General features: G+C 59.7%; 20 protein-coding genes. 12 read left to right on the forward strand and 8 right to left on the reverse strand.

Features of this window, described 5'->3' with window-relative positions; translation table 11 throughout:
- Positions 1-116: 116 nt before the first annotated feature.
- The 3 genes from Q0864_RS05055 to Q0864_RS05065 form a co-directional block, all read right to left on the reverse strand.
- The gene (locus Q0864_RS05055; protein ID WP_298566668.1) at positions 117-821 is read right to left on the reverse strand and encodes an RES family NAD+ phosphorylase; all 705 of its coding nucleotides are present in this window, start codon (positions 819-821) and stop codon (positions 117-119) included.
- Positions 818-1,225: an antitoxin Xre-like helix-turn-helix domain-containing protein gene (locus Q0864_RS05060; protein WP_298566669.1), complete on the reverse strand. Its 408-nt coding sequence runs from the start codon at positions 1,223-1,225 to the stop codon at positions 818-820. Before Q0864_RS05060 ends, Q0864_RS05055 begins: the two co-directional genes overlap by 4 nt.
- 67 nt (positions 1,226-1,292) lie before the next feature.
- Positions 1,293-2,153 (reverse strand): MoxR family ATPase, encoded by an 861-nt coding sequence (locus Q0864_RS05065; protein WP_298566670.1) that lies wholly within the window; start codon positions 2,151-2,153, stop codon positions 1,293-1,295.
- Between the two features lie 333 nt (positions 2,154-2,486).
- Between Q0864_RS05065 and dksA the strand changes: the two genes are divergently transcribed.
- Together dksA and Q0864_RS05075 are read left to right on the forward strand one after the other, a co-directional pair.
- Entirely contained in the window at positions 2,487-2,909 is a 423-nt protein-coding gene (gene dksA / locus Q0864_RS05070) for an RNA polymerase-binding protein DksA (protein ID WP_298566671.1), read from the forward strand.
- 177 nt (positions 2,910-3,086) lie between these two features.
- Positions 3,087-4,256: an FAD-dependent oxidoreductase gene (locus Q0864_RS05075; protein WP_298566672.1), complete on the forward strand. Its 1,170-nt coding sequence runs from the start codon at positions 3,087-3,089 to the stop codon at positions 4,254-4,256.
- Here the strand turns inward: Q0864_RS05075 and Q0864_RS05080 are convergent.
- Together Q0864_RS05080 and Q0864_RS05085 are read right to left on the reverse strand one after the other, a co-directional pair.
- Positions 4,253-5,083 (reverse strand): isocitrate lyase/phosphoenolpyruvate mutase family protein, encoded by an 831-nt coding sequence (locus Q0864_RS05080; RefSeq protein WP_298566673.1) that lies wholly within the window; start codon positions 5,081-5,083, stop codon positions 4,253-4,255. The two genes, Q0864_RS05075 and Q0864_RS05080, sit on opposite strands and share 4 nt — an antisense overlap.
- The gene (locus Q0864_RS05085) at positions 5,080-6,264 is read right to left on the reverse strand and encodes a pyridoxal phosphate-dependent aminotransferase (protein ID WP_298566674.1); all 1,185 of its coding nucleotides are present in this window, start codon (positions 6,262-6,264) and stop codon (positions 5,080-5,082) included. The genes Q0864_RS05080 and Q0864_RS05085 overlap by 4 nt, the downstream gene beginning before the upstream one ends.
- Before the next feature lie 252 nt (positions 6,265-6,516).
- Here Q0864_RS05085 and guaB point away from each other — a divergent pair, with 252 nt between their 5' ends.
- The 6 genes from guaB to Q0864_RS05115 all read left to right on the forward strand — a co-directional run bounded on the left by guaB (position 6,517) and on the right by Q0864_RS05115 (position 16,345).
- Entirely contained in the window at positions 6,517-7,968 is a 1,452-nt protein-coding gene (gene guaB / locus Q0864_RS05090) for an IMP dehydrogenase (RefSeq protein WP_298566675.1), read from the forward strand.
- Positions 7,969-8,013: 45 nt separating this feature from the next.
- A complete protein-coding gene (locus Q0864_RS05095) occupies positions 8,014-9,195 on the forward strand; it encodes an RsmB/NOP family class I SAM-dependent RNA methyltransferase (protein ID WP_298566676.1) in 1,182 nt (393 codons plus the stop codon).
- A 104-nt stretch (positions 9,196-9,299) separates the two neighbouring features.
- Positions 9,300-11,927: an ATP-binding protein gene (locus Q0864_RS05100; RefSeq protein WP_298566677.1), complete on the forward strand. Its 2,628-nt coding sequence runs from the start codon at positions 9,300-9,302 to the stop codon at positions 11,925-11,927.
- 202 nt (positions 11,928-12,129) lie between these two features.
- Positions 12,130-13,206, forward strand: coding sequence for a recombinase RecA (gene recA / locus Q0864_RS05105; RefSeq protein WP_298566679.1), 1,077 nt, complete (start codon positions 12,130-12,132; stop codon positions 13,204-13,206).
- A gap of 127 nt (positions 13,207-13,333) precedes the next feature.
- The gene (gene alaS, locus Q0864_RS05110) at positions 13,334-15,979 is read left to right on the forward strand and encodes an alanine--tRNA ligase (protein ID WP_298566680.1); all 2,646 of its coding nucleotides are present in this window, start codon (positions 13,334-13,336) and stop codon (positions 15,977-15,979) included.
- Between the two features lie 78 nt (positions 15,980-16,057).
- On the forward strand, positions 16,058-16,345 hold the full coding sequence (locus tag Q0864_RS05115; RefSeq protein WP_298566681.1) for a DUF1330 domain-containing protein: 288 nt from the start codon (positions 16,058-16,060) through the stop codon (positions 16,343-16,345).
- Positions 16,346-16,412: 67 nt separating this feature from the next.
- Here Q0864_RS05115 and typA read toward each other — a convergent pair whose 3' ends face one another.
- The 3 genes from typA to Q0864_RS05130 form a co-directional block, all read right to left on the reverse strand.
- A complete protein-coding gene (gene typA / locus Q0864_RS05120; RefSeq protein ID WP_298566682.1) occupies positions 16,413-18,236 on the reverse strand; it encodes a translational GTPase TypA in 1,824 nt (607 codons plus the stop codon).
- A gap of 125 nt (positions 18,237-18,361) precedes the next feature.
- Positions 18,362-18,691, reverse strand: a complete 330-nt coding sequence (locus tag Q0864_RS05125; protein WP_248363004.1) for an SMR family transporter — start codon at positions 18,689-18,691, stop codon at positions 18,362-18,364.
- 21 nt (positions 18,692-18,712) lie between these two features.
- A complete protein-coding gene (locus tag Q0864_RS05130) occupies positions 18,713-19,510 on the reverse strand; it encodes an enoyl-CoA hydratase (RefSeq protein WP_298566684.1) in 798 nt (265 codons plus the stop codon).
- A 57-nt stretch (positions 19,511-19,567) separates the two neighbouring features.
- Here Q0864_RS05130 and Q0864_RS05135 point away from each other — a divergent pair, with 57 nt between their 5' ends.
- The 4 genes from Q0864_RS05135 to rpsI all read left to right on the forward strand — a co-directional run bounded on the left by Q0864_RS05135 (position 19,568) and on the right by rpsI (position 22,175).
- Complete coding sequence (locus Q0864_RS05135) at positions 19,568-19,993, forward strand: PaaI family thioesterase (RefSeq protein WP_248363002.1); 426 nt, start codon at positions 19,568-19,570, stop codon at positions 19,991-19,993.
- Positions 19,994-20,063: 70 nt separating this feature from the next.
- Complete coding sequence (locus tag Q0864_RS05140) at positions 20,064-21,062, forward strand: SLAC1 anion channel family protein (RefSeq protein ID WP_298566685.1); 999 nt, start codon at positions 20,064-20,066, stop codon at positions 21,060-21,062.
- 157 nt (positions 21,063-21,219) lie between these two features.
- Positions 21,220-21,684 (forward strand): 50S ribosomal protein L13, encoded by a 465-nt coding sequence (gene rplM / locus Q0864_RS05145; RefSeq protein WP_298566686.1) that lies wholly within the window; start codon positions 21,220-21,222, stop codon positions 21,682-21,684.
- A gap of 2 nt (positions 21,685-21,686) precedes the next feature.
- A complete protein-coding gene (rpsI, locus tag Q0864_RS05150) occupies positions 21,687-22,175 on the forward strand; it encodes a 30S ribosomal protein S9 (RefSeq protein ID WP_248362999.1) in 489 nt (162 codons plus the stop codon).
- Positions 22,176-22,215: the final 40 nt, after the last annotated feature.

Here is a 22,215-nt window from a genome sequence, read left to right on the forward strand (position 1 = left end):
TGGTTTTCGCGAAGGATTGGTCGGAAAGCCGTGAGGGAAAACAATATGTTGTGTGGACTACCTCACGCAACACTAGGTTGGTTTGGTCAAAACGTGTTGGCTTGGCGAATCGTTTGCTACAGCCCTATCACGTCATAATCGGGCGAGCCGGACCACGTGATCTCCCATTTTGCACCCGGTCTCACGTTCTGCACGGCAGCGGGGTCGAAGGCGACCAGACAGGTGCCGCCGGGATGGCGAACGGATGGATAGACGAGGCCGCGATGACCCTCGGCCCGCAGCTTGTTGGCCAAGGCTTGGCCACGCGGATACCCGACAGCGGGGTCAGCGTGCAGCGACGGATGGTCGGTCTGGTGGCTCAGGTCCGGGAAATCACCGATGAAGTCAGCCAGAAGCTCGACATAGCAGGCTTTGGTGTCGAAAACGCCGATGTAAGACAGCTCGCGTGTGTAGTGATAGCCGACTTCAGCGACCGAGGTCATGGCGCTCCAACTGCAATACCACGCGCCGCGATGTTCGTCGTTGAACCGGTTGCCGCCTGCGCGCCGATAGGTGAAGGCCGCGTTCACATGGGTCAGGCCATAGATGCGAAGATCGGCGGCGCGGCGTTCCCATGCCAGTTCCAGCCGGTTCACTCCCAGATCGCGCCCGCGCTCAGCGATGTGGCGGGCCGAGGTCATGGCCTCGACTTCCGCCAACAGGGCCATTTCACCGTCATGATCCACCAGCCCGCGCAGAACCGGCGGTTTGTGATATGTGGCGGGGATCAGGCGAACCAGTGCGCGGTCGCTGACAGATCGCAGCGGCAGAGCGTCAGTCACATCCCGCCCCGCAGTGCATCGACGTAATTGCGCACGCGCAGGAACTGGGGCAATCCATCCTCGATCATCGTGGCAATCGGGCGGGCGCCATCAAACAGCGGGCCGGTGTTGGCAAGGGTGATCCATTGGTCGGCAATCGCCTCGTCGAAATAGAGGTGCAAGGATTTGTAGATCCCCACCAGCGCGGACAGCCGCAGCATCTGGTCGCGGGTCAGATCGCCCTTGAAGCCGGGGTTGCGGGCACGTTTCCACGTGGACGTGGACATATCCGCCAGCGCGGCGGCGTCTTCCAGCCGCAAACCCCATGCCTGCGCGATGCGGCCATAGGCTTTCAGTGCCACGGCAGCATGATCTGTCGTGGGCCGGGCCGGGGGCGGCGTTAGGGGTTGTGGGGCGGCGTGCATGGTGCATCTCCTGTCATGTTGAGCAGAAGATAGGGTCATATGGTCCAAATGTCAAGATCAGATGGGCTTATTGGCGCCCGCCACGCCCCTCTCGTCGGGCCATGAAGGCCAGACGCTCAAACAGATGCACGTCCTGTTCGTTTTTCAAAAGCGCGCCGTGCAGGGTCGGCAGCGCTGACGCTCCATCGCGTTTCAGCACTTCAGGGTCGATATCTTCGGCCAGAAGCAGCTTCAGCCAGTCCAAGACCTCAGAGGTCGAGGGCTTTTTCTTCAGTCCCGGCTGCTCGCGGATTTCATAGAATTGTGTCAGTGCCTCGGTCAGCAGGCGCGGTTTGATGCCGGGATGGTGCACCTCGACGATCTTGGCCAGCGTATCAGCGTCCGGGAAGCGGATATAATGAAAGAAACAGCGGCGCAGAAAGGCGTCCGGCAGCTCTTTTTCATTGTTCGAGGTGATGATGATGATCGGGCGGTGTTTCGCGCGAATGGTTTCGCCGGTTTCGTAGACGTGAAACTCCATCTTATCAAGCTCTTGCAGCAAGTCGTTCGGAAACTCGATATCGGCCTTGTCGATCTCATCAATCAACAGTACGACGCGCTCGTCAGCGTCAAACGCCTCCCACAACTTGCCGCGCTTGATGTAGTTTCGCACATCATGCACGCGCTCTTCGCCCAACTGGCTGTCGCGCAACCGGCTGACGGCATCGTATTCATACAAACCCTGCTGCGCCTTGGTGGTCGACTTGATGTTCCATTCGATCATCCGCGCGCCCAAGGCACCTGCGACCTGCATGGCCAGTTCCGTCTTGCCAGTGCCGGGCTCACCCTTGACCAACAGGGGGCGTTGCAAGGTGACGGCAGCGTTTACAGCAACCTTCAGGTCGTCTGTCGCCACATAGCTTTCGGTGCCTTCAAAGCGTTTTGTCATCCTGTCATCCCCTTACGGTCACGTCTGCTTATTACCGGGCGAGGTAAAGGGACGGGTTGGATTTGGCAAGTGTGCCGTTGGGTTGGCGGGCCTGTCGCGCCGGACCGGACCGCATTGCCAGAGGGCAGCAAACTTGCCACCCTGCACACAATTCCGAGTGTTTTTGTTTCATTTCATATGTTTACCCGTAATGCGGGAAAACCTTGCCGCAACTTGGTCATTGGCTAGTGACAACAGCCAAATGCGGGTGTAAACGAGCGCCATTAGAAGCCGGGCTCCTGAGGGGCAACAAGGTTGTTAGGTAGTTACAGCCCGGTAAGTGAGGGAGTTGGTATGAAAGCAGAGACTTTCCTGCCCGACGATTACAGTCCTGCCGAAGATGAGCCGTTTATGAACGAGCGTCAGACGGAGTATTTCCGTCGCAAGCTTCTGGCCTGGAAAGAAGAGTTGCTTGATGAAAGCCGTCACACGCTTGAAGGCTTGCAAGACAACACACGAAACATTCCAGACATCGCGGATCGTGCATCGGAGGAAACCGATCGGGCTTTGGAATTGCGCACACGTGACCGGTCGCGCAAACTGGTTGGCAAGATCGAACAGGCGTTGCGCCGGATTGACGAAGGCGAATACGGCTATTGCGAGGAAACCGGCGAGCCGATTTCGCTCAAACGCCTTGACGCCCGGCCGATCGCGACCCTGAGCCTTGAGGCGCAGGAGCGTCACGAGCGCCGTGAAAAGGTTCACCGCGACGACTGAATGCGACGTGACTTTGCGCACGCTGGCAGCAATTGTTGCGGGCAAAGTGCGCGCATGTCACATGGCGTGTCGACCTGATCTATGAGAAAAAGGCGCGGGACATCCGGCGCCTTTTTTCTTTTTGGGTGTTTGTCTCTGAACGGTATCTGCGGGTCGGACCAATTCTGGAGGGATCGAATGATCAAAGGGCAACAGATCACGGTGCTTGGTGCTGGCATTGGCGGATTGACGGCGGCTGTTGCACTGGCCCAGCGCGGCGCCGATGTGACGGTGCTGGAGCGCGCGCCCGAGATCTCGGAAGTCGGGGCCGGATTGCAGATCAGCCCCAATGGCGTGCGGGTTTTGGACGCTTTGGGGCTGGGTGATACAGCGCGACGCCGCGCCATGCGCGGGCGTGGGGTCTGGTTGCGCGACGGGGTGTCGGGTCGCGAAGTGATCGACTTTGCGTTTGACAACGTCGCCCCGGATGCCACGTTCTTGCTGTTTCACCGGGCTGATTTGATTGACCTGCTGGCCGAGGCCGCGCAAAGCGCCGGGGCCAAGATCCGCTGTGGGGTCACGGTGCGTGCGGTCAAACCAACGCGCGCTGATCCTCTGGTCGAGATAGAGGGGGACGCGCCCTGTTCCATGGGCTTTGTCGTCGGAGCAGACGGGTTGCATTCTGTCCTTCGCCCCGCCCTGAACGGCGTTCGCAAGCCCGTCTTTACCGGTCAGGTGGCGTGGCGTGCGGTGGTGCCCGCGACAGGCCGTGAACAGGCTGAGGCAACTATTTTCATGGGGCCGGGCCGCCACATGGTGACCTATCCCTTACGTGATGGGTCGCTGATCAACATCGTCGCTGTGGAAGAACGCAGCGCCTGGGCCGATGAGGGCTGGAACCACACTGACGACCCCGAGAACCTGCGCCGCGCCTTCTCAGCCTTTTGTGATGATGCACAGGCGCTTCTTGAGCGGGTGGATCGCGTGCATCTTTGGGGGCTGTTTCGTCACCCTGTCGCTTTGGAATGGCACCGGGGACACACGGCGTTGCTGGGCGACGCGGCCCATCCCACGCTGCCTTTCATGGCGCAAGGCGCCGTGATGGCGATCGAAGATGCCTATGTTCTGGCAAACTGTCTTGACAGTGAAGGGCCAGAGCAAGGCCCGGCGCTGTATCAAGCGCTGCGGCGCCCACGGGTCGAACGTATCGTCGAGGCTGCAAACAAGAACGCCCGCAACTACCACTACGCCAACCCGCTTGCGCGCCGGGTGGGGCATGGGGCGCTGCGATTGGCGGGTCGGCTTGCACCGCAAAAGGTGTTTGGCCGTTTCGGCTGGATTTACAACGCGGATGTGACGCGCCCTTAGCGCTTTGGTGCGTCAGCCAGCAAAGCGTCGACCGTTCTGCCCGGCAAGCCAGTGCCCAGCATCGAGAAGTCTCCCTGTTGGAACATGGCCTGTGATGCGTCATGGATCACCCTGTGGGTCACACGCGCCAAGGCAGACCCAAGCGAAATTCTGGCCACCCCGGCTTGCGCCAACTGCGCGCGGGAGACCTGCGCCAGCGGTCCTGCCGCCAAGGCATTGACCGGCAGCGAGGTCGCGTCACAGATCCGCGCCTGATCGGCCAGGGTGCCGGGCATTGGCACATAGAGGCAATCGGCCCCCACCGCCTCAAACCCCGCAATCCGGGTCATGGCTTCGTCGAGGTCATATTGCCCGTTCATTACGCCATCAGCGCGGGCCACCAGAACGAAATCTCCGGGCAGGGCGCGCGCCGCTGCCACTGCGGCTTCGATCCGCTCGACAGCAAGCGCTCGGTCATAGGGCGTGTTGGTGGGCAGGGCGGTGTCCTCGATTGATATCCCCGCCAGCCCGGCCTCATAGGACAGGCGCACAGTTTGCGCGCAGGTATCGGGATCATCACCAAAGCCGTTTTCAAAGTCCCCTGACACCGGCACATTCACCGCCGCCACAAGGTCCTGGGCATGGGCCAAGGCCTCGTCGCGGGTGACGTGGCCCATGTCGGGCCGACCCAAGGTGAAGGCATGCGCGGCCGACGATGTGCCGATGGCTTGTGCGCCCAGCCCCGCCAGCATCTTGGCGCTGCCAATGTCCCAGGCATTGGCCAGAATGAAGGGATTGCCTTTCTGGTGCAGCGCGCGAAACGCCTCGCCTCGGGTCTGGTCTGTCATCTGATCGGATCCTTTCTGATCATCTGGGCGAAACGGATCAGGCGCTCCAGCGCGTCAAGAAACCGCGTATCTTCAACCGTCATCGCGACGCGCAGGTGCCCGGCTGCGGCCCGCCCAAAGCTTTCGCCCGGCATGACCGCGATGTGTTGCTCTTCCAGCAGTCTGAGCGCAAACGCCTCTCCGGACAAGCCCGTGGCGCGGATATCCAGCATCAGATACATCGCCCCGCCCGAGGGGATCAGTCGGACCGTGTCCTGATCCTTGAACACTGCGGCCGCGGCGGCGCGACGACGGCAAAACGGTGCGGCAATCTTTTGCTCAAACGCAATGCCCTGCCGCAATGCAAAAAGCGCTGCATCCTGAATGAAACCCGGCACGCCATAGGTTGTATTGATCGCAAGGTTTTCCGCAGCTTCGATGACCGGCGCTGGCCCGACGACCCAGCCGACCCGGCTGCCCGTCATGGCATGGCTTTTGGACATCGACCCCACCACCAGCGTGCGTTCAGCCATGCCCGGCAGGGCGCGGGGGCTAAGATGAGCCCCTTGCCAGACCTGACCGTCGTAAACTTCGTCCGAGATCAGCCAAAGATCCTCGTGTCGGCAGACCGCGGCGATCCCCTCCATCGTGTCTTGCGAATAGACCACGCCGGTCGGATTGTTTGGCGAGTTGATCAGCAAGCTTTTGGCACCCTTCGCGGATGCGCGCAGGCGATCCGGGTCAGGCTGGAACTGCCGCGACGACTGGGTCGGGATGGCCAGGGGTCTGGCCCCGACAGATCGGATGGTGCCGGGATAGGTCGCATAATGCGGGTCAATGAACAGCGCCGTATCGCCTTCGTCGCAGACTGCCATATGGCTGGCGAAAAGCGCGGCTTGCCCGCCCGGTGTGATCAACACGTTCTCGCGGCTGGTGGGGGTGCCGGTGCGGGCCTGAAGGCGTGTTGCAACCGCATCGCGCAGCGCCGGCACGCCTGCGATATCGGCATAGCCCGTATGGCCACGGGTGGCCGCGCGGTGCATCGCGTCAAGGATCGAGCTGTCGGTGCCGATGTCATGCTCGCCAATGGTCAGCTCTGTGATGTCGATGCCGGCCCGCAACATCGCGCGGGCTTTGTAAAACACGCCCCACCCATCGTCGCCATCGCCCAGAATGCTTTGAATGCGTTTGGAAAGATGCATTGGCCCTCGCTGTTCTTGAGACTTCGCTGTTCTGGCCCAAGTGTTTGTGCCGACAACGCCACCTTGCTGCCTGTTTGTCAAATCACCCGTTGCTTGGTTCCAGCCGCCTGACGCCTCATTTGCGCGGGGGTCGGGTGGGGTGGGGCGTCGGCGATCACCGGCCTGCTGCAGAAAAACCCGATTGCCCCTTTCCAAAACACCCGCGCCATGAGATATCGACGTGCCAAACGAACACTCCCGAGGAGAAAGCCCATGGAGATTCGCGAGGCGCTCACCTTTGATGACGTCCTTCTGGTCCCAGCCGCCAGCAATGTTCTGCCGTCCACGGCGAATACGACCACCCGCGTGACCCGCTCGATCGCCCTGAACATCCCGCTGCTCAGCTCGGCGATGGACACCGTGACCGAAGCGCGCATGGCGATCGCCATGGCGCAGGCGGGTGGCATGGGGGTGATCCACAAGAACCTGGATATCGAAGAACAAGCCCAACAGGTGCGCCGCGTGAAGCGGTTCGAAAGCGGCATTGTCTATAACCCGATAACGCTGACACCGGACCAGACTTTGGCGGACGCCAAGGCGCTGCAGGAACGCTATCGCGTCACCGGGTTTCCGGTGGTTGGCGAAGGGGGCCGGGTGGTCGGCATCGTGACCAACCGCGATATGCGGTTTGCCTCGGATGACAGCACACCGGTCAAGGTGATGATGACCTCGGACAACCTTGCCATGCTGCAAGAACCTGCCGAGCTGGAAGAGGCGAAAAGCCTGATGAAAGCGCGTCGGATCGAAAAGCTTCTGGTCACCGATGCGGACGGCAAGCTGACCGGGCTTTTGACCTTGAAAGACACCGAACAGGCGGTGCTGAACCCGACGGCGTGCAAGGATGACCTTGGGCGACTGCGCGTTGCGGCTGCCAGTTCTGTCGGGGACAGCGGCTTTGCCCGCTCCGAGGCGCTGATTGATGCCGGCGTCGACATCGTGGTGGTGGACACGGCGCATGGCCACTCCGAGGGCGTGATCGCGGCGGTCAAGCGGATCAAGGCGCAATCCAACGCCGTGCAGGTCATCGCGGGCAATGTCGCCACCGGTGACGCCACACGCGCCTTGATCGACGCAGGCGCCGACGCCGTGAAGGTCGGGATCGGGCCGGGGTCTATCTGCACCACGCGGATGGTGGCGGGCGTCGGCGTGCCTCAGCTCACGGCGATCGGGGATTGCGCGGCAGCCGCGGGTGATGTGCCGGTGATCGCTGACGGCGGCATCAAGTTTTCTGGCGATTTCGCCAAGGCCATCGCGGCCGGAGCCAGCTGTGCCATGGTCGGTTCGATGATTGCCGGCACCGATGAAAGCCCGGGCGAGGTGATCTTGTATCAGGGCCGCAGCTTCAAGGCCTATCGGGGTATGGGGTCGCTGGGCGCCATGGCGCGCGGCTCGGCGGATCGCTATTTCCAGAAAGATGCCGCATCCGACAAATTGGTGCCCGAAGGGATCGAGGGGCAGGTGCCCTATAAAGGCAGCGCTGGCGCGGTGATCCACCAATTGGTTGGCGGTTTGCGCGCCGCAATGGGCTATACCGGTTGTGCATCGGTCGCCGAGATGCGCCAGAACTGCACGTTCGTGAAGATCACGGGGGCTGGGCTAAAGGAAAGCCATGTGCATGACGTGCAGATCACGCGGGAGTCTCCAAACTACCGGATTGGCTCATAAAGTCATGGCCTTATCATGCGAAGCTGATGTCATCAGGGGTGGATTGTGACGCCCGGCGCGCGCGTTGCCGCCGCGATCGAGGTGCTTGACGCTTACTTGTCCGGCACCCCTGCTGAACAGGCGCTCAGCGGGTGGACCCGTGGCCACCGGTTTGCAGGCTCCAAGGATCGTGCAGCGCTTCGCGACCATGTGTTCGACGCGCTCAGGCGGCTCAGGTCGTCGGCAGCACTAGGCGGTGGGCAGGATGGGCGCGCCACCATGATCGGGCTGCTGCGCGGACAGGGAATTGACCCGGACAGTCTGTTCACCGGTGAAGGTCATGCCCCGGCGCGCCTTTCGCCCGCAGAATACGCCTCGCTGAAAGATCAGGCAGACCTGACACGCGGCGAACGGCTGGATTGTCCGGACTGGCTGTTGGCGCGGTTTGACAAAAGCCTTGCGGACCAGTCCGATGCGGTGCTTGACGCGTTGCGCCACCGGGCACCAGTGTTCTTACGCGTCAATACAGCGCGCGCCACCCGCGAAGAGGTGCAGGCGTTGCTGGCGCAGGACGCGATTTCAACCACGCCACATGATCTGGCATCAACTGCATTGCTGGTTAACGAGAATCCACGTAAAATCAATGGGTCACGTGCCTTTCTTGAGGGATTGGTCGAGCTGCAGGATGCCGCCTCTCAGGCGGTGATCGAAGCGTTGAATGTCCAGCCCGGAATGCGGGTGCTGGACTATTGCGCCGGTGGCGGAGGCAAGGCGCTTGCGCTGGCCGCGCTTGGGGCTGATGTGGTCGCGCACGACATCGCGCCTGCTCGCATGATAGACCTTCCCACGCGTGCCAAGCGCGCAGGGTGCGACATCAAGATGGTCACCACGCCAAAGCTTAATACGCTCGGAGACTTCGACCTTGTTCTTGCCGACGCACCGTGTTCGGGCAGCGGATCGTGGCGCCGCGCCCCACAGGGCAAGTGGCTGCTGGATGCCCAACGTCTGTCGTCCCTTTGCCAAATTCAGTCTGAGATCCTGACGAAACTGTCTGAATTGACGCATCGAAAGGCCGGGAATACTGCCGAGATTGCCTATGCCACATGCTCGGTTCTGGTCGAGGAAAACCACGAGCAGGTCGCGCAGTTCGTGCTGAAGCACCCGTCCTATGACTGCGTCGAGGAACGTCAGTTTATGCCCCTTGATGGCGGTGACGGGTTTTATGTGGCCCGACTTAGGCGAAAGTAAAGCTTGGCAAAAACAATTACAGGTTGTTAACCTTGGCGCTGTTAATCGGTGTTTAACCCTCTGTTTGCGAAAAGAGGGGGACCGATTCTGAAAAGGGGACCAACGTGTCGCATCCTGTATTGTCGCCAACGCCACTGACGCAAGCCGCGATCCGCTTGTCTCCGCGCATCGGGTATTTGATGGCATTGTCCGTCTTTTTCCTGGGCGCGGCTTGGTTTGTCGGCGTTCCGGTCCTGGGACTGGTCTTGCTGGTTTGCGGTTTGACCTTCTTGTTCCTCGCGCTGACGGTGCGGGTCTTGGCGTTGTTTCACACCCGAAAACGGGGGGGACTGTTCAGGACTGTTGAAGGCTTTCTTGCCAACGACGCGGCCGCCTCGTTTTCCACGGATGCGGACGGGATGATCCTCTATCAAAACGCCTCGGCGATTGAAGATTTCGGTCCGCGGCAAGGCGACACACTGGCTGCGGCCCTGAAAGACATGTTTGCCTCGCCTGCTGCGGTATTGCTTCGCTTGCAAAACAAGGCACAGGCCAAGGGGGCCGCTCGTGAAGATGTGGTGTTGCGTCGCGGGCATATCCGTTTGTCGGTGCATCAGGTCGGCGACGATGGTTTTTTGTGGAGGCTCGAAGAAATCGGCGACCGGGGACCGGCAGGGCGCACAGGCGAAAACATCAGCTTGCCGATGATGACCGTGTCCAAAACCGGCACCATTCTGTTCATGAACGAAGCCGCAAGGCGCCTGTTGGGCGGGCGCGAAACGACCTTGGACCGGGTCTTCACCGAGCTGCCGGTCCGTGCAGGGTCGGTGATGCAGGTGTCCAGCAAAGAAGGTCCGGTCCCGGCTCTGGTCTGCGATCTGGAGATCTCCGCCGGTCGACGAGAGCTCTATCTTCTGCCGCCCCCCGCCGGGCCCGCGATCACCACCGAAGAATGGGCCTTTATCGATCGCTTGCCGGTGCCATTGGTAAAGCTGGATGAAGCCGGCGTTATCACGATGGCGAACCGACGCGCGCGCGCGCTCTTGGCAGACGAAGCGGCAATTGGGTCGCGGCTGGCAGATCAGGTCGAAGGCTTGGGGCGTCCGGTGTCAGAATGGTTGCGCGAAGCACATGCCGGCCGCCATTTGGGGCGGGTCGAAGTTGTGCGCGCGGTCAAACCAACGGATGATGTGTTTTTGCAGATTTCGCTTGGTCAGGTATTGGAAGACACTGGACCGGCGCTTGTCGCTGTTTTGCAAGATGCGACTGAGCTTAAGACACTCGAAGCGCAGTTTGTTCAGAGCCAGAAAATGGAAGCCATCGGTCAGTTGGCGGGCGGGGTCGCACATGATTTCAACAATCTTCTGACGGCCATTTCCGGCCATTGCGATCTGTTGCTGCTGGGGCGTGATCAAAACGACCCCGAGTTCTCAGACCTGTCGCAAATCAACCAAAACAGCAATCGGGCTGCCGCGTTGGTGCGCCAGTTGCTCGCGTTCTCGCGAAAACAAACATTGCGGCCCGAAAAGCTCGCGCTGACGGAATCGCTGTCTGATCTGACCCACCTCCTAAACCGTTTGGTGGGCGAAAAAGTCACCCTGGAATTGGACCATGACACGGACCTTTTGCCGATCCGTGCGGATCGTCGCCAGTTGGACCAGGTCTTGATGAACCTGGTGGTAAACGCCCGCGATGCCATGGACGAAGGCGGGCTGGTTCGGGTCGAAACCCGCAATGTCATCCTAGAGCACCCCCTCGTTCGTGATCGCGCGACCGTTCCCGCCGGGGACTATGTGACCATCCGCGTGACAGATCAGGGAACCGGCATCTCCTCCGAGAAGATTGGCAAGATCTTTGAACCCTTCTTTACGACCAAGCGCGCGGGTAAAGGCACCGGACTGGGCCTGTCGATGGCCTATGGCATTGTGAAGCAAATGGGGGGGTTCATTTTTGTTGATTCGATCCCGGGAACAGGGTCGACCTTCACTCTTTACTTCCCGGTTTGCAGTGATCGCGAGCTTTTTGAAGACAGCTCTTCGCAGCCTTCACTGTCGTCGACCGAGATGGCAGGCGAAGAACTGCCCGAGCCGATCACCGAAGATCGTGGGCAAGACAAAGAACCGGGCCTGAGATCGGCTGAAACTGAGACCTCTCTTCCGGAAGGAGGAGAGGCTGAGCCTGAAGACGTGCCCTCCGGCATGTTTGCATCAAAGCGAACCCCAAATGCCGAGCAGGCCCCGTGGCCCCAACCTGCTGAGGGGCAAAACAGCAATATGTCTGCCTCGACCAGCGCATCTGAGGGTGACTTGTCCTTGAAGGTGAAAACGATTTGCGACGAGCAGGTGCCGGGTTTGCCAAAACCGACGCATGGCGCTTCCGGTGCATCGGAGGACGGGATTGTTTTGCTGGTCGAGGATGAAGCCCCGGTGCGCGCATTTGCTTCGCGTGCTTTGCGGATGCGTGGCTACACGGTGTTGGAAGCGGAGAACGCTGAAGAAGCGCTTCGAACGCTTGAAGACACCTCTCTTTCGGTTGATGTATTCGTCACCGACGTGATTATGCCGGGAATGGACGGTCCGACATGGGTCGCGAAAGCCTTGGAAGACCGCCCGGGTGTGAAGGTTGTCTTCGTTTCCGGTTATGCGGAGGATTCGGTCTCAGAGCATCAAGCGCGCATTCCGAATTCGGTTTTCCTACCCAAACCGTTTTCCCTGACAGACCTCACAACGACGGTTCAGCGACAACTGCATTAAGCGGTTTTTCCCTGGGTCGGATCAAAAATGACCCAGCATTGTTCCCGTTAATCCTTTGGTTACCTATTTGGTGGCAAAGTCATTGTTGAAAAGTTTACTTGAAATGTTCCTATTTTGTGCCCATAAGTAAGAAGAGGAACGTAAAGAGAACACGTGCATGATTGCCGCCCGTTCTCTGGTGTGAAATAAGGGAAGGCAGCAAATGGCAACGGCGGACATTTTTAACATGAAACGTGATGGTGACAAACAAAAGGCGCTTGATAGCGCACTGGCGCAGATCGAACGGCAGTTTGGCAAGGGATCGATCATGAAACTCGGCGCGGACAATCCGGTCGCTGAAATTGAAGCGACGCCAACCGGATCGCTCGGCCTGGATATTGCGCTTGGAATCGGGGGCCTGCCCAAAGGGCGGATCGTCGAGATCTACGGCCCGGAAAGCTCGGGCAAGACCACGCTTACACTGCATTGTGTCGCGGAGGAACAGAAACTGGGTGGCGTTTGCGCCTTCGTCGATGCCGAACACGCGCTTGACCCGCAATACGCCAAGAAGCTTGGTGTCGATCTGGAAGAGCTTCTGATCAGCCAGCCCGATACGGGCGAACAGGCTTTGGAAATCGTCGATACGCTTGTTCGGTCAGGTGCGGTGAGCATGGTTGTGGTCGATTCGGTTGCCGCCCTGACACCGCGTTCCGAATTGGAAGGTGATATGGGCGACAGCAATGTCGGCGTGCAGGCACGCTTGATGAGCCAGGCCATGCGCAAACTGACAGGGTCGATTTCACGATCGAAATGTACCGTTGTGTTCATCAACCAGATCCGCATGAAGATCGGTGTCATGTTCGGCAGCCCTGAGACGACCACGGGTGGCAACGCCCTGAAATTCTACAGTTCGGTGCGGTTGGATATCCGGCGCATCGGCGCAATCAAGGACCGTGACGAGGTGGTCGGAAACGCAACCCGCGTGAAGGTGGTGAAAAACAAGGTCGCGCCGCCCTTCAAACAAGTTGAATTCGACATCATGTATGGCGAAGGCATCTCAAAAATGGGCGAGCTTCTGGATCTTGGTGTCAAAGCGGGTGTCGTCGAGAAGTCCGGTGCCTGGTTCAGCTATGGCGATGAGCGGATCGGTCAGGGGCGCGAAAACGCCAAGACCTATCTACGCGAAAACACCCGCACAGCACTGGAGATCGAAGACAAGATCCGCGCCGCTCACGGGTTGGATTTCGACATGCCCCCAATGGAAAAAGATAAGGATGATGACGGGTTGCTCGAAGCCTGAATTTATCGCTTTCAAGTTCGGAAGGGCCGGGGGTTTCCCCGGCCCTTTGTTTTTGGCGGCCCACCCTGTGGACAGGCGCCACTGGCGCAGGTAAACGATGTTTGACGCTCCTTTGGGACAAGACATAATGGCCAGCCTCAACGATATCCGCTCAACTTTTCTGGACTATTTCGAACGCAATGGGCACGCGGTGGTGGACAGTTCCCCACTCGTACCACGCAATGATCCGACACTGATGTTCGTGAATTCCGGCATGGTGCAGTTCAAGAACCTGTTCACCGGCATTGAAACGCGCGACTACACGCGGGCGACCACCGCTCAGAAATGCGTCCGCGCGGGCGGTAAACACAATGACCTGGACAATGTCGGCTATACCGCGCGCCATCACACATTTTTCGAGATGCTCGGAAATTTCAGTTTTGGGGACTATTTCAAAGACGACGCGATTGCCTTCGCGTGGAACCTTGTCACGAAAGAGTTTGGCGTCGATCCCGAACGTCTGCTGACCACAGTTTATCACACCGATGATGAAGCGTTTGAAATCTGGAAGAAGGTCGGTGTGCCGGAAAGCCGGATCATTCGGATCGATACGGCGGACAATTTCTGGCAGATGGGCCCGACCGGCCCCTGTGGTCCGTGCACCGAGATTTTCTATGACCACGGTGATCACATCTGGGGTGGCCCTCCGGGATCTGCTGAGGAAGACGGCGACCGTTTCATCGAGATCTGGAACATCGTTTTCATGCAGAACGAGCAGTTCGAAGACGGTTCGATGAAAGCGTTGGACATGCAGTCGATCGATACCGGTATGGGGCTGGAGCGCATCGGCGCGCTGTTGCAAGGCAGCCATGACAACTATGATACCGACCTGTTCAAAGCGCTGATCGAAGCCTCGGCACATGCGACCAATGTCGACCCCTATGGCGACCAAAACGTGCATCACCGGGTGATTGCGGATCATTTGCGCTCGACCTCGTTCCTGATGGCGGATGGGGTGATGCCGTCGAACGAAGGGCGGGGCTATGTGCTGCGTCGGATCATGCGCCGTGCAATGCGCCACGCCCATCTTCTGGGGGCGCAAGACCCTGTCATGCATCGTCTTGTGCCCGAACTGGTGGCGCAGATGGGGCAGGCTTACCCCGAGTTGGGGCGTGCCCAGTCAATGATTGAAGAGACATTGCTAAACGAAGAAACCCGGTTCAAGAAGACGCTCGATCGCGGCTTGAAACTGTTGGACGACGAAGTGTCGAGCCTTCCCGAAGGGGCGGACCTGCCGGGTGAGACAGCGTTCAAACTATATGACACCTACGGTTTCCCGCTGGACCTGACGCAGGACGCGTTGCGCGAAAAAGGGCTTGGCGTGGACCAGCCCGGATTTGACTCGGCGATGGAAGAACAAAAGTCGCGGGCCCGTGCCGCGTGGTCGGGATCGGGTGAGGCGGCGGATGCCACCATCTGGTTTGATCTGGCTGAACAGCACGGCGTGACGGAGTTCTTGGGCTATGACGCCGAACATGCCGAAGGTCAGGTGCTGGCAATTGTCTCAGACGGTGCGGTCGTGGACAGTGCCAAGTCGGGCGACGAGGTTCAAATCGTGGTCAACCAGACGCCGTTTTATGCCGAGGCGGGCGGTCAAGTGGGCGATACCGGCCTGATCCGTACCGACACCGGGTCGGCCCATATCACCGATACGAAGAAGGTGGCGGATGTGTTCATTCACTTCGCCAAGGTTGATGAGGGCGAGATTGCCAAAGGGCAGGGCGCCGAATTGGCGGTGGATCACCTGCGCCGCACGGCAATCCGCGCCAACCATTCGGCCACGCACTTGCTGCACGAAGCGTTGCGCAATGAATTGGGCGATCACGTCGCGCAGCGCGGGTCGTTGAACGCGCCCGACAGGCTGCGGTTTGATTTTAGCCATAACAACGCGGTGTCGGCGCAGGAATTGGGCAATATTTCGCGTGAGGTGAACACCTATATCCGCCAGAACACGCCGGTTGAAACCCGGATCATGACGCCGGATGATGCGCGCGAGATCGGGGCGCAGGCGCTGTTTGGCGAGAAATACGGCGACGAGGTCCGCGTGGTGTCGATGGGACATTCACCGACCGGTAAAGGCACCGACGGCCAGACCTATTCGATCGAGCTGTGCGGCGGCACCCATGTGAAGCAGACCGGCGACATTGGCGTTTGCGTGATCCTGTCTGAAGGGGCCAGCGCGGCGGGCATTCGCCGGATCGAGGCGCTGACGGGCAAGGCTGCCGTCGCCTATATCGAAGATGAAGCCGCGCGTGCCTCGGAATTGCAAGGCATGCTGAAAGCCAAACCGGACGAGGTTGTTGACCGCGTCAAGGCCATGCTGGACGAACGCAAGGCGCTGAACAACGAGATTTCGGCGTTGAAACGCGAACTGGCAAAGGCCGCGGGAGCCGGGGCGGAAGCCAAGGACATCAATGGCGTGAAGTTCCTTGCAATGACCATATCGGGTGTTGCGGGCAAAGACCTGCAAACGCTGGTGAATGAGCAGAAGGATGCGCTTGGCTCTGGCGCGGTTCTGATCATCTCGGAGAATGACGGAAAAGTCGCTGTTGCTGCTGGTGTGACGAGCGATATGACCGACCGTGTGTCGGCTCTTGACCTGGTTAAGGCCGCTGTCCCCGAACTCGGTGGTAAGGGTGGCGGAGGTCGCCCAGAACTGGCGCAGGGCGGAGGTCAGGACATTACCAAAGCTGACGTCGCCGTGGCCGCGGCCGAGGCCGTCATCGTGGGTTGACCAACCCCCATTGCAAATTTCGAAAGGCCGCGTATCGTCACCTGACATACGCGGCCTTTTTCATGCAGGAGAAACAATATGCCCGCCCTTTGGATTGCTCATGTGACCGTCACAGATGAAGAGGCTTACGGCAAATATGCCAAGCTCGCCGGCCCTGCCATTGCAAAACATGGCGGGCATTTCATCGCCCGCGGCGGACGCTATGTTCAGCTGGAAGGCAAGGACCGTCCGCGCAATGTCGTGGCGAAGTTCCCAAGCGTTCAGGCCGCTGAGACATGCTATCATTCGCCCGAGTATCAAGAGGCGTTAAGCCATGCGCGCAATGCATCCGAGCGGGAATTGCTGGTGGTTGAGATCGACGAATAAACCGCTGATATTAAACGAAGAAAGCCCCGGCGTTAATCCGGGGCTTTCGTGTTTTAGATGGATCGCTTTACTGATCCGATGACCGTGCTTGCCGCTTGCGTTCATGCGGATCAAGGAAGCGTTTGCGCAGGCGGATGTTGTTCGGCGTGACCTCGACCAATTCGTCATTGTCGATATAGGCGATCGCCTCTTCCAGCGACATGGTGATCGGCGTGGTCAGGCGCACGGCCTCGTCAGTGCCCGAGGCACGCACGTTGGTCAGCTTCTTGCCCTTCAGCGGGTTCACCTCAAGATCGTTTTCGCGCGAGTGCTCGCCGATGATCATGCCTTGATAGATCTCTTCCTGCGCACCGATGAACATACGACCGCGATCTTCGAGGTTCCACAGCGCATAGGCGACCGAGGTGCCGTTTTCCATCGAGATCAGAACGCCCGCGCGACGGCCGGGAATATTGCCCTTGTGGGGGGCCCAGCCGTGGAACACGCGGTTCAGAACGCCGGTGCCGCGGGTGTCTGTCAGAAACTCGCCGTGATAACCGATCAGGCCGCGCGACGGCACATGGGCGATGATCCGGGTTTTGCCAGCGCCTGCGGGCTTCATCTCGGTCATTTCGCCTTTGCGCGTGCCGGTGATTTTTTCAATCACGGCACCGGAATATTCGTCATCCACGTCGATGGTAACTTCTTCGATCGGCTCGACCGTCTCACCATCGACCTCGCGCATGATCACCTGCGGGCGCGAGATTGACAGTTCGAACCCTTCGCGGCGCATGTTTTCGATCAACACGCCCATCTGCAATTCGCCACGGCCCGACACTTCGAAGGCTTCACCGCCGGGGGTGTCCGCGATCTTGATGGCGACGTTGCTTTCGGCTTCTTTCATCAGGCGTTCGCGGATGACACGCGACTGCACCTTCTTGCCGTCACGGCCGGCGAGCGGGCTGTCATTGATGCCGAAGGTCACGGTGATGGTGGGCGGGTCAATCGGCTGCGCGGGCAGCGGCGTGTCAACTGCCAGCGCGCAAATCGTGTCGGCCACTGTGGCTTTTGACATGCCCGCAAGGGACACGATGTCGCCTGCGATGGCTTCGTCGATGTCTTGCTGCCCCAGACCGCGGAAGGCCTGAATGCGGGTGACGCGGAACTGCTCGATCTTTTGGCCGATGCGCGACAGGGCTTGCACGGTTGCACCGACCTTGAGGCGTCCGGTTTCCACCCGTCCGGTTAGCAGACGACCCACAAATGGGTCAGCACCCAGCGTTGTGGCCAGCATCGAGAAATCTTCGTCCTGATGCGCCAGTTGGCGCGGAGCGGGGACGTGGTTCACGATCAGGTTGAACAGCGCGTGCAAATCCTTGCGCGGCCCGTCCAGCTCCGCATCCGCCCAGCCGTTGCGGCCCGAGGCATACATATGCGGGAAGTCGAGCTGGTCATCATCTGCACCGAGGTTGGCGAACAGGTCAAAACATTCGTCCAGCGCGCGGTCGGGTTCGGCGTCGGGCTTGTCGACTTTGTTCAAGACAACGATGGGGCGCAGACCCAGCGCCAGCGCTTTCGACGTCACGAATTTTGTTTGCGGCATCGGGCCTTCGGCGGCATCGACCAGCAGGACAACGCCGTCCACCATCGACAGGATGCGTTCCACCTCGCCACCGAAATCTGCGTGGCCGGGGGTGTCGACGATGTTGATGCGCGTGCCTTTGTATTCGACCGAGGTAGGTTTGGCGAAAATGGTGATCCCGCGCTCACGCTCCAGATCGTTCGAGTCCATGGCGCGTTCGGCCACGGCCTGATTTTCCCGGAACGCGCCGGATTGTTTCAAAAGCTCGTCAACCAGAGTTGTCTTGCCGTGGTCAACGTGTGCGATGATCGCGATATTGCGCAGGTCCATAGGGCCACCTTGTGGGGGAAACGTGTAAATATGTTAGAAGTTAGGGGCGCGCATAGCCCGGTTGGGATGCGAAAGCCACCCTAAAAACCAATCTTGTTAAATTTCGCGCCGCTTCAGCCTGGGGATCAATGCTGGGCAGATTGTGAAAACAGATGGATGATCAGAATCCCGCCAAGGATCATAGCCAGGCCGATCAGCGCAGGCAGATCGAGCCGTTGCCCAAACAGCGCATACCCAATGCAGGCGATCAGCACGATGCCCAGCCCGGACCAGATCGCGTAGGCGACGCCTACGGCCATGTATTTCAGTGCCCAGCCCAGAAGCACGAAGCTGATCCCGTAGGCAACGACCACCGTCACGGATGGCCACAGCCGACTGAACTGCTGGCTGGCCTGCAAGGCGGTCGTGCCAATGGTTTCGGCAACCACGGCGAAAAACAGGATCAGGTATGGCATGGCGACCTCGTGGTCCAGGGATTACTGGGACTGATCCCAGTCCGGTTTGCGTTTCTCTATGAAGGCGCTGATGCCTTCTTCGGTGTCGCGCAGCATCATGTTCTCGACCATGGCGGCACCGGCGAAGGCATAGGCAGCCTCAAGCGACATATCGGCCTGATCGTAAAAGCTCGCCTTGCCGATCTTGACCGCCGCCCCGAGCTTCGAGGCCACGGTCTGCGCCAGTTCGTCGGTTGCCGCGCGCAACTGATCATGCGGGACGACACGGTTGACCAGCCCGACTTCACGCGCGCGGGGCGCGTCGATGAACTCGCCGGTGGTCAGCATTTCAAACGCGACCTTGCGCGGCACGTTTCGGGTCAGCGCCACCATCGGCGTCGAGCAAAACAGCCCGATATTGACGCCATTCACCCCAAACCGCGTGCCTTCGGCGGCGACGGCCATGTCACAGGTCGCCAGAAGCTGGCAGCCTGCGGCGGTGGCGATCCCGTGGGCCTCGGCGATCACCGGTTGGGGCAGGCGGGGGATCATGCACATGACCTCGGCGCAGCGATCAAACAGGTCTTTGAAATAGGCCGCCCCACCATCCTCGGCCTGCCGCCCGGCGGTCATTTCTTTCAGGTCGTGACCGGCGCAGAAAACCTTGCCCGCGCCCGCAATCACGACAGCGCGGATCGAGCTGTCTTGCGCAAGCGCCTCGAACTCGGCCTTCAGGGCCGCAAGCATCGCATCCGACAGCGCATTCAGCGCGCCGGGGTTGTTCAGGGTCAATCGCGCAACTGACGCTGCGTCCTCTCGGATCAGTATTGGGTCTGCCATCTTGTCCTCGCTTGGTGTTCTGGCACACGATAGGCGGGAAAATCACGGGGGGAAACCATGCAGTTGAAAATGACGCGCGACGAGCTTCAATCCTTCATGGAGGCCGAGTTTCCGCAAGTCGCGCCTGATTTTGAGATCGCTGACGTGGCCCCTTTGCAGGTCACCGTGCGCACACGGATTGGCGACAAACATCTGCGCCCCGGCGGCACGGTATCAGGTCCGACCATGTTCGCGCTGGCAGATGTGTCGATCTATCTGGCGATCCTTGCGATGATCGGGCCGAAGGCGCTGGCAGTGACCACCAATTGCTCGATCGACTTCATGCGCAAGCCCGCCGCCAATACCGATCTGGTGGCCCATGCGCGGCTGCACAAATTGGGTCGCGTTTTGGCCGTGGGCGACGTGCTGATCCATTCCGAAGGCAATGACAGCCCGGTTGCCCGCGCCAGTTTGACCTACTCAATTCCACCTGAACGGGCTTGACCGCTTCGGGTGATTGACGCACCAAGAGTGAGGCTGGCACACGCCGTCACCATGTCATAACGAGGCCCCCATGTCCGACCAGATGACCAATTCCCCAGATCCCATCACCCCACCGCAAGAAATCAGCCGGCTTGCGCATTTCCCCGTCACCTTCTTTGCCATCGTCATGGGGCTGATGGGGTTGACGCTGGCGCTTCATGCCGGTGCGCCGGCTTATCGTTGGCTGGAACATGCCTCGTCGCTGATGTTGTTGATCGGTGCGACCGTGATGATCGTGATCTCGCTTTTCTATCTGGCCAAGGCGCTGCGTTATCCGGGGATGGTGGCCGAAGAGTGGCACCATCCGGTGAAGCTCGCATTTTTCCCGACGATCACCGTTTCGCTTTTGCTGCTGGCAACCGCGACGTATCCCTATGGCGCGACGCTGGCGGAATGGATCTGGCTGGCAGGTGTTGCCGGGCAGGGCGTTCTGACCCTTGCGGTGATCACTGGATGGATGAGTCACCGCAGCTTTCAGGTTGGGCATTTGACGCCCGCATGGTTCATTCCGGCCGTTGGCAACGTCATTGTGCCCATTCTGGGCGCGCGGATTGGCTATATTGAAACCTCGTGGCTGTTCTTTTCGGGCGGCATGATCTTCTGGATCGTGTTGCTGACACTGGTGATGAACCGGCTGATTTTTCACGACCCGATTGTGGCGCGGCTGTTTCCCACCATGGTGATCCTGATCGCGCCGCCTGCCGTCGCGTTTCTTGCCTATGTCAGTATGACAGGCGAGGTGGACGGGTTCGCGCGTATCTTGTTGAATGCCGGCTATATCTTCGCAGCACTGGTGGTTGTGCAGGTGCCGCGACTGGCCCAGCTTCCCTTTGCGCTGAGCTGGTGGGCGCTGAGCTTTCCGCTGGCGGCCTTGTCGATCGCATCTTTCCGGTTTTCCCAGTTGGACGGCTCACGCGGGCACCAAACCGCCGGGGTGGTAATCCTTGTGGTGCTGGTCGTTGTGGTTGCGGGATTGATCCTACGCACCGGTCAGGCAATCGCGCGTGGAGAGATTTGCCAGCCCGAATAGGGGCGATTGAGCTGTTTCAGGCGATTTGGCGTGGGGTAAAATAATACCTTATTTGTAAGCCCTTGAAAACACGTTAATTTGAGGCAAAGACAGCGCTTGACCGCGCGCACGAAATCTCTAGAAACAGCCCATCCGAAACCCAGTTAGGGCTGAATCAATGAAAACCTTCTCTGCAACGCCTGCAGATATCGACAAAAAGTGGATCCTGATCGACGCCGAAGGCGTTGTTCTGGGCCGTCTGGCGTCGATTATCGCAACGCGTCTTCGTGGCAAGCACAAAGCCTCGTTCACACCGCATATGGACATGGGTGACAACGTCATCGTGATCAACGCGGACAAAGTTCAAATGACCGGCAAGAAGCGCACCGACAAAGTGCACTACTGGCACACCGGTTATCCGGGCGGCATCAAGTCGCGCACCGCCGGTCAGATCCTTGAGGGTAAACACCCCGAGCGTCTGCTGACCAAAGCCGTGCAGCGCATGCTGCCGGGCGGTCCGCTGAGCCGTCAGCAGATGACCAATCTGCGCGTCTATGCTGGCACCGAGCACCCCCACGAGGCGCAAAGCCCCGAAGTGCTGGATGTCAAATCCATGAACTCCAAAAACACGCGTGAGGGCTGATCATGGCTGAAGAGATCAAAACACTCGAAGACCTGAACGAAGTTGCCGAAGGCACCGAAGCCGTGGTCGAGATTGCCGCCCCCCGTGAGCCCGTTCGCGACGATCTGGGCCGCTCCTATGCGACCGGCAAGCGTAAAGACGCAGTCGCCCGCGTATGGATCAAACCGGGTTCCGGCAAGGTCACCGTGAACGGCAAGGAAATGGGCGTCTACTTCGCACGTCCCGTTCTGCAGCTGATCGTGCGCCAGCCCGAGCAAATCGCCGGTGTCGAAGGCGAATTTGACGTGGTTGCCACCGTCAAAGGTGGCGGTCTGTCCGGTCAGGCCGGTGCCGTCAAGCACGGGATTTCGAAAGCCCTGCAGCTTTACGAACCCTCCTTGCGTGGCGCCCTGAAAGCCGCTGGCTTCCTGACCCGCGACAGCCGCGTGGTGGAACGGAAGAAATACGGTAAAGCCAAAGCCCGTAAGAGCTTCCAGTTCTCGAAGCGTTAATCGCTGCGAACATGTTTTCGAAAAGGGCTGCCTTCGGGTG

The organism is uncultured Aliiroseovarius sp. (genome assembly GCF_947497285.1).
Taxonomy (GTDB): Bacteria; Pseudomonadota; Alphaproteobacteria; order Rhodobacterales; family Rhodobacteraceae; genus Aliiroseovarius.

Coding starts and splice junctions, on each gene's coding strand:
- Q0864_RS05060 (WP_298566669.1), bottom strand. CDS start 1,225: ATGCACGCCGCCCCACAACCCCTAACGCCGCCCCCGGCCCGGCCCACG.
- Q0864_RS05065 (WP_298566670.1), bottom strand. CDS start 2,153: ATGACAAAACGCTTTGAAGGCACCGAAAGCTATGTGGCGACAGACGAC.
- dksA (WP_298566671.1), top strand. CDS start 2,487: ATGAAAGCAGAGACTTTCCTGCCCGACGATTACAGTCCTGCCGAAGAT.
- Q0864_RS05075 (WP_298566672.1), top strand. CDS start 3,087: ATGATCAAAGGGCAACAGATCACGGTGCTTGGTGCTGGCATTGGCGGA.
- Q0864_RS05080 (WP_298566673.1), bottom strand. CDS start 5,083: ATGACAGACCAGACCCGAGGCGAGGCGTTTCGCGCGCTGCACCAGAAA.
- Q0864_RS05085 (WP_298566674.1), bottom strand. CDS start 6,264: ATGCATCTTTCCAAACGCATTCAAAGCATTCTGGGCGATGGCGACGAT.
- guaB (WP_298566675.1), top strand. CDS start 6,517: ATGGAGATTCGCGAGGCGCTCACCTTTGATGACGTCCTTCTGGTCCCA.
- recA (WP_298566679.1), top strand. CDS start 12,130: ATGGCAACGGCGGACATTTTTAACATGAAACGTGATGGTGACAAACAA.
- alaS (WP_298566680.1), top strand. CDS start 13,334: ATGGCCAGCCTCAACGATATCCGCTCAACTTTTCTGGACTATTTCGAA.
- Q0864_RS05115 (WP_298566681.1), top strand. CDS start 16,058: ATGCCCGCCCTTTGGATTGCTCATGTGACCGTCACAGATGAAGAGGCT.
- typA (WP_298566682.1), bottom strand. CDS start 18,236: ATGGACCTGCGCAATATCGCGATCATCGCACACGTTGACCACGGCAAG.
- Q0864_RS05125 (WP_248363004.1), bottom strand. CDS start 18,691: ATGCCATACCTGATCCTGTTTTTCGCCGTGGTTGCCGAAACCATTGGC.
- Q0864_RS05130 (WP_298566684.1), bottom strand. CDS start 19,510: ATGGCAGACCCAATACTGATCCGAGAGGACGCAGCGTCAGTTGCGCGA.
- Q0864_RS05135 (WP_248363002.1), top strand. CDS start 19,568: ATGCAGTTGAAAATGACGCGCGACGAGCTTCAATCCTTCATGGAGGCC.
- Q0864_RS05140 (WP_298566685.1), top strand. CDS start 20,064: ATGTCCGACCAGATGACCAATTCCCCAGATCCCATCACCCCACCGCAA.
- rplM (WP_298566686.1), top strand. CDS start 21,220: ATGAAAACCTTCTCTGCAACGCCTGCAGATATCGACAAAAAGTGGATC.
- rpsI (WP_248362999.1), top strand. CDS start 21,687: ATGGCTGAAGAGATCAAAACACTCGAAGACCTGAACGAAGTTGCCGAA.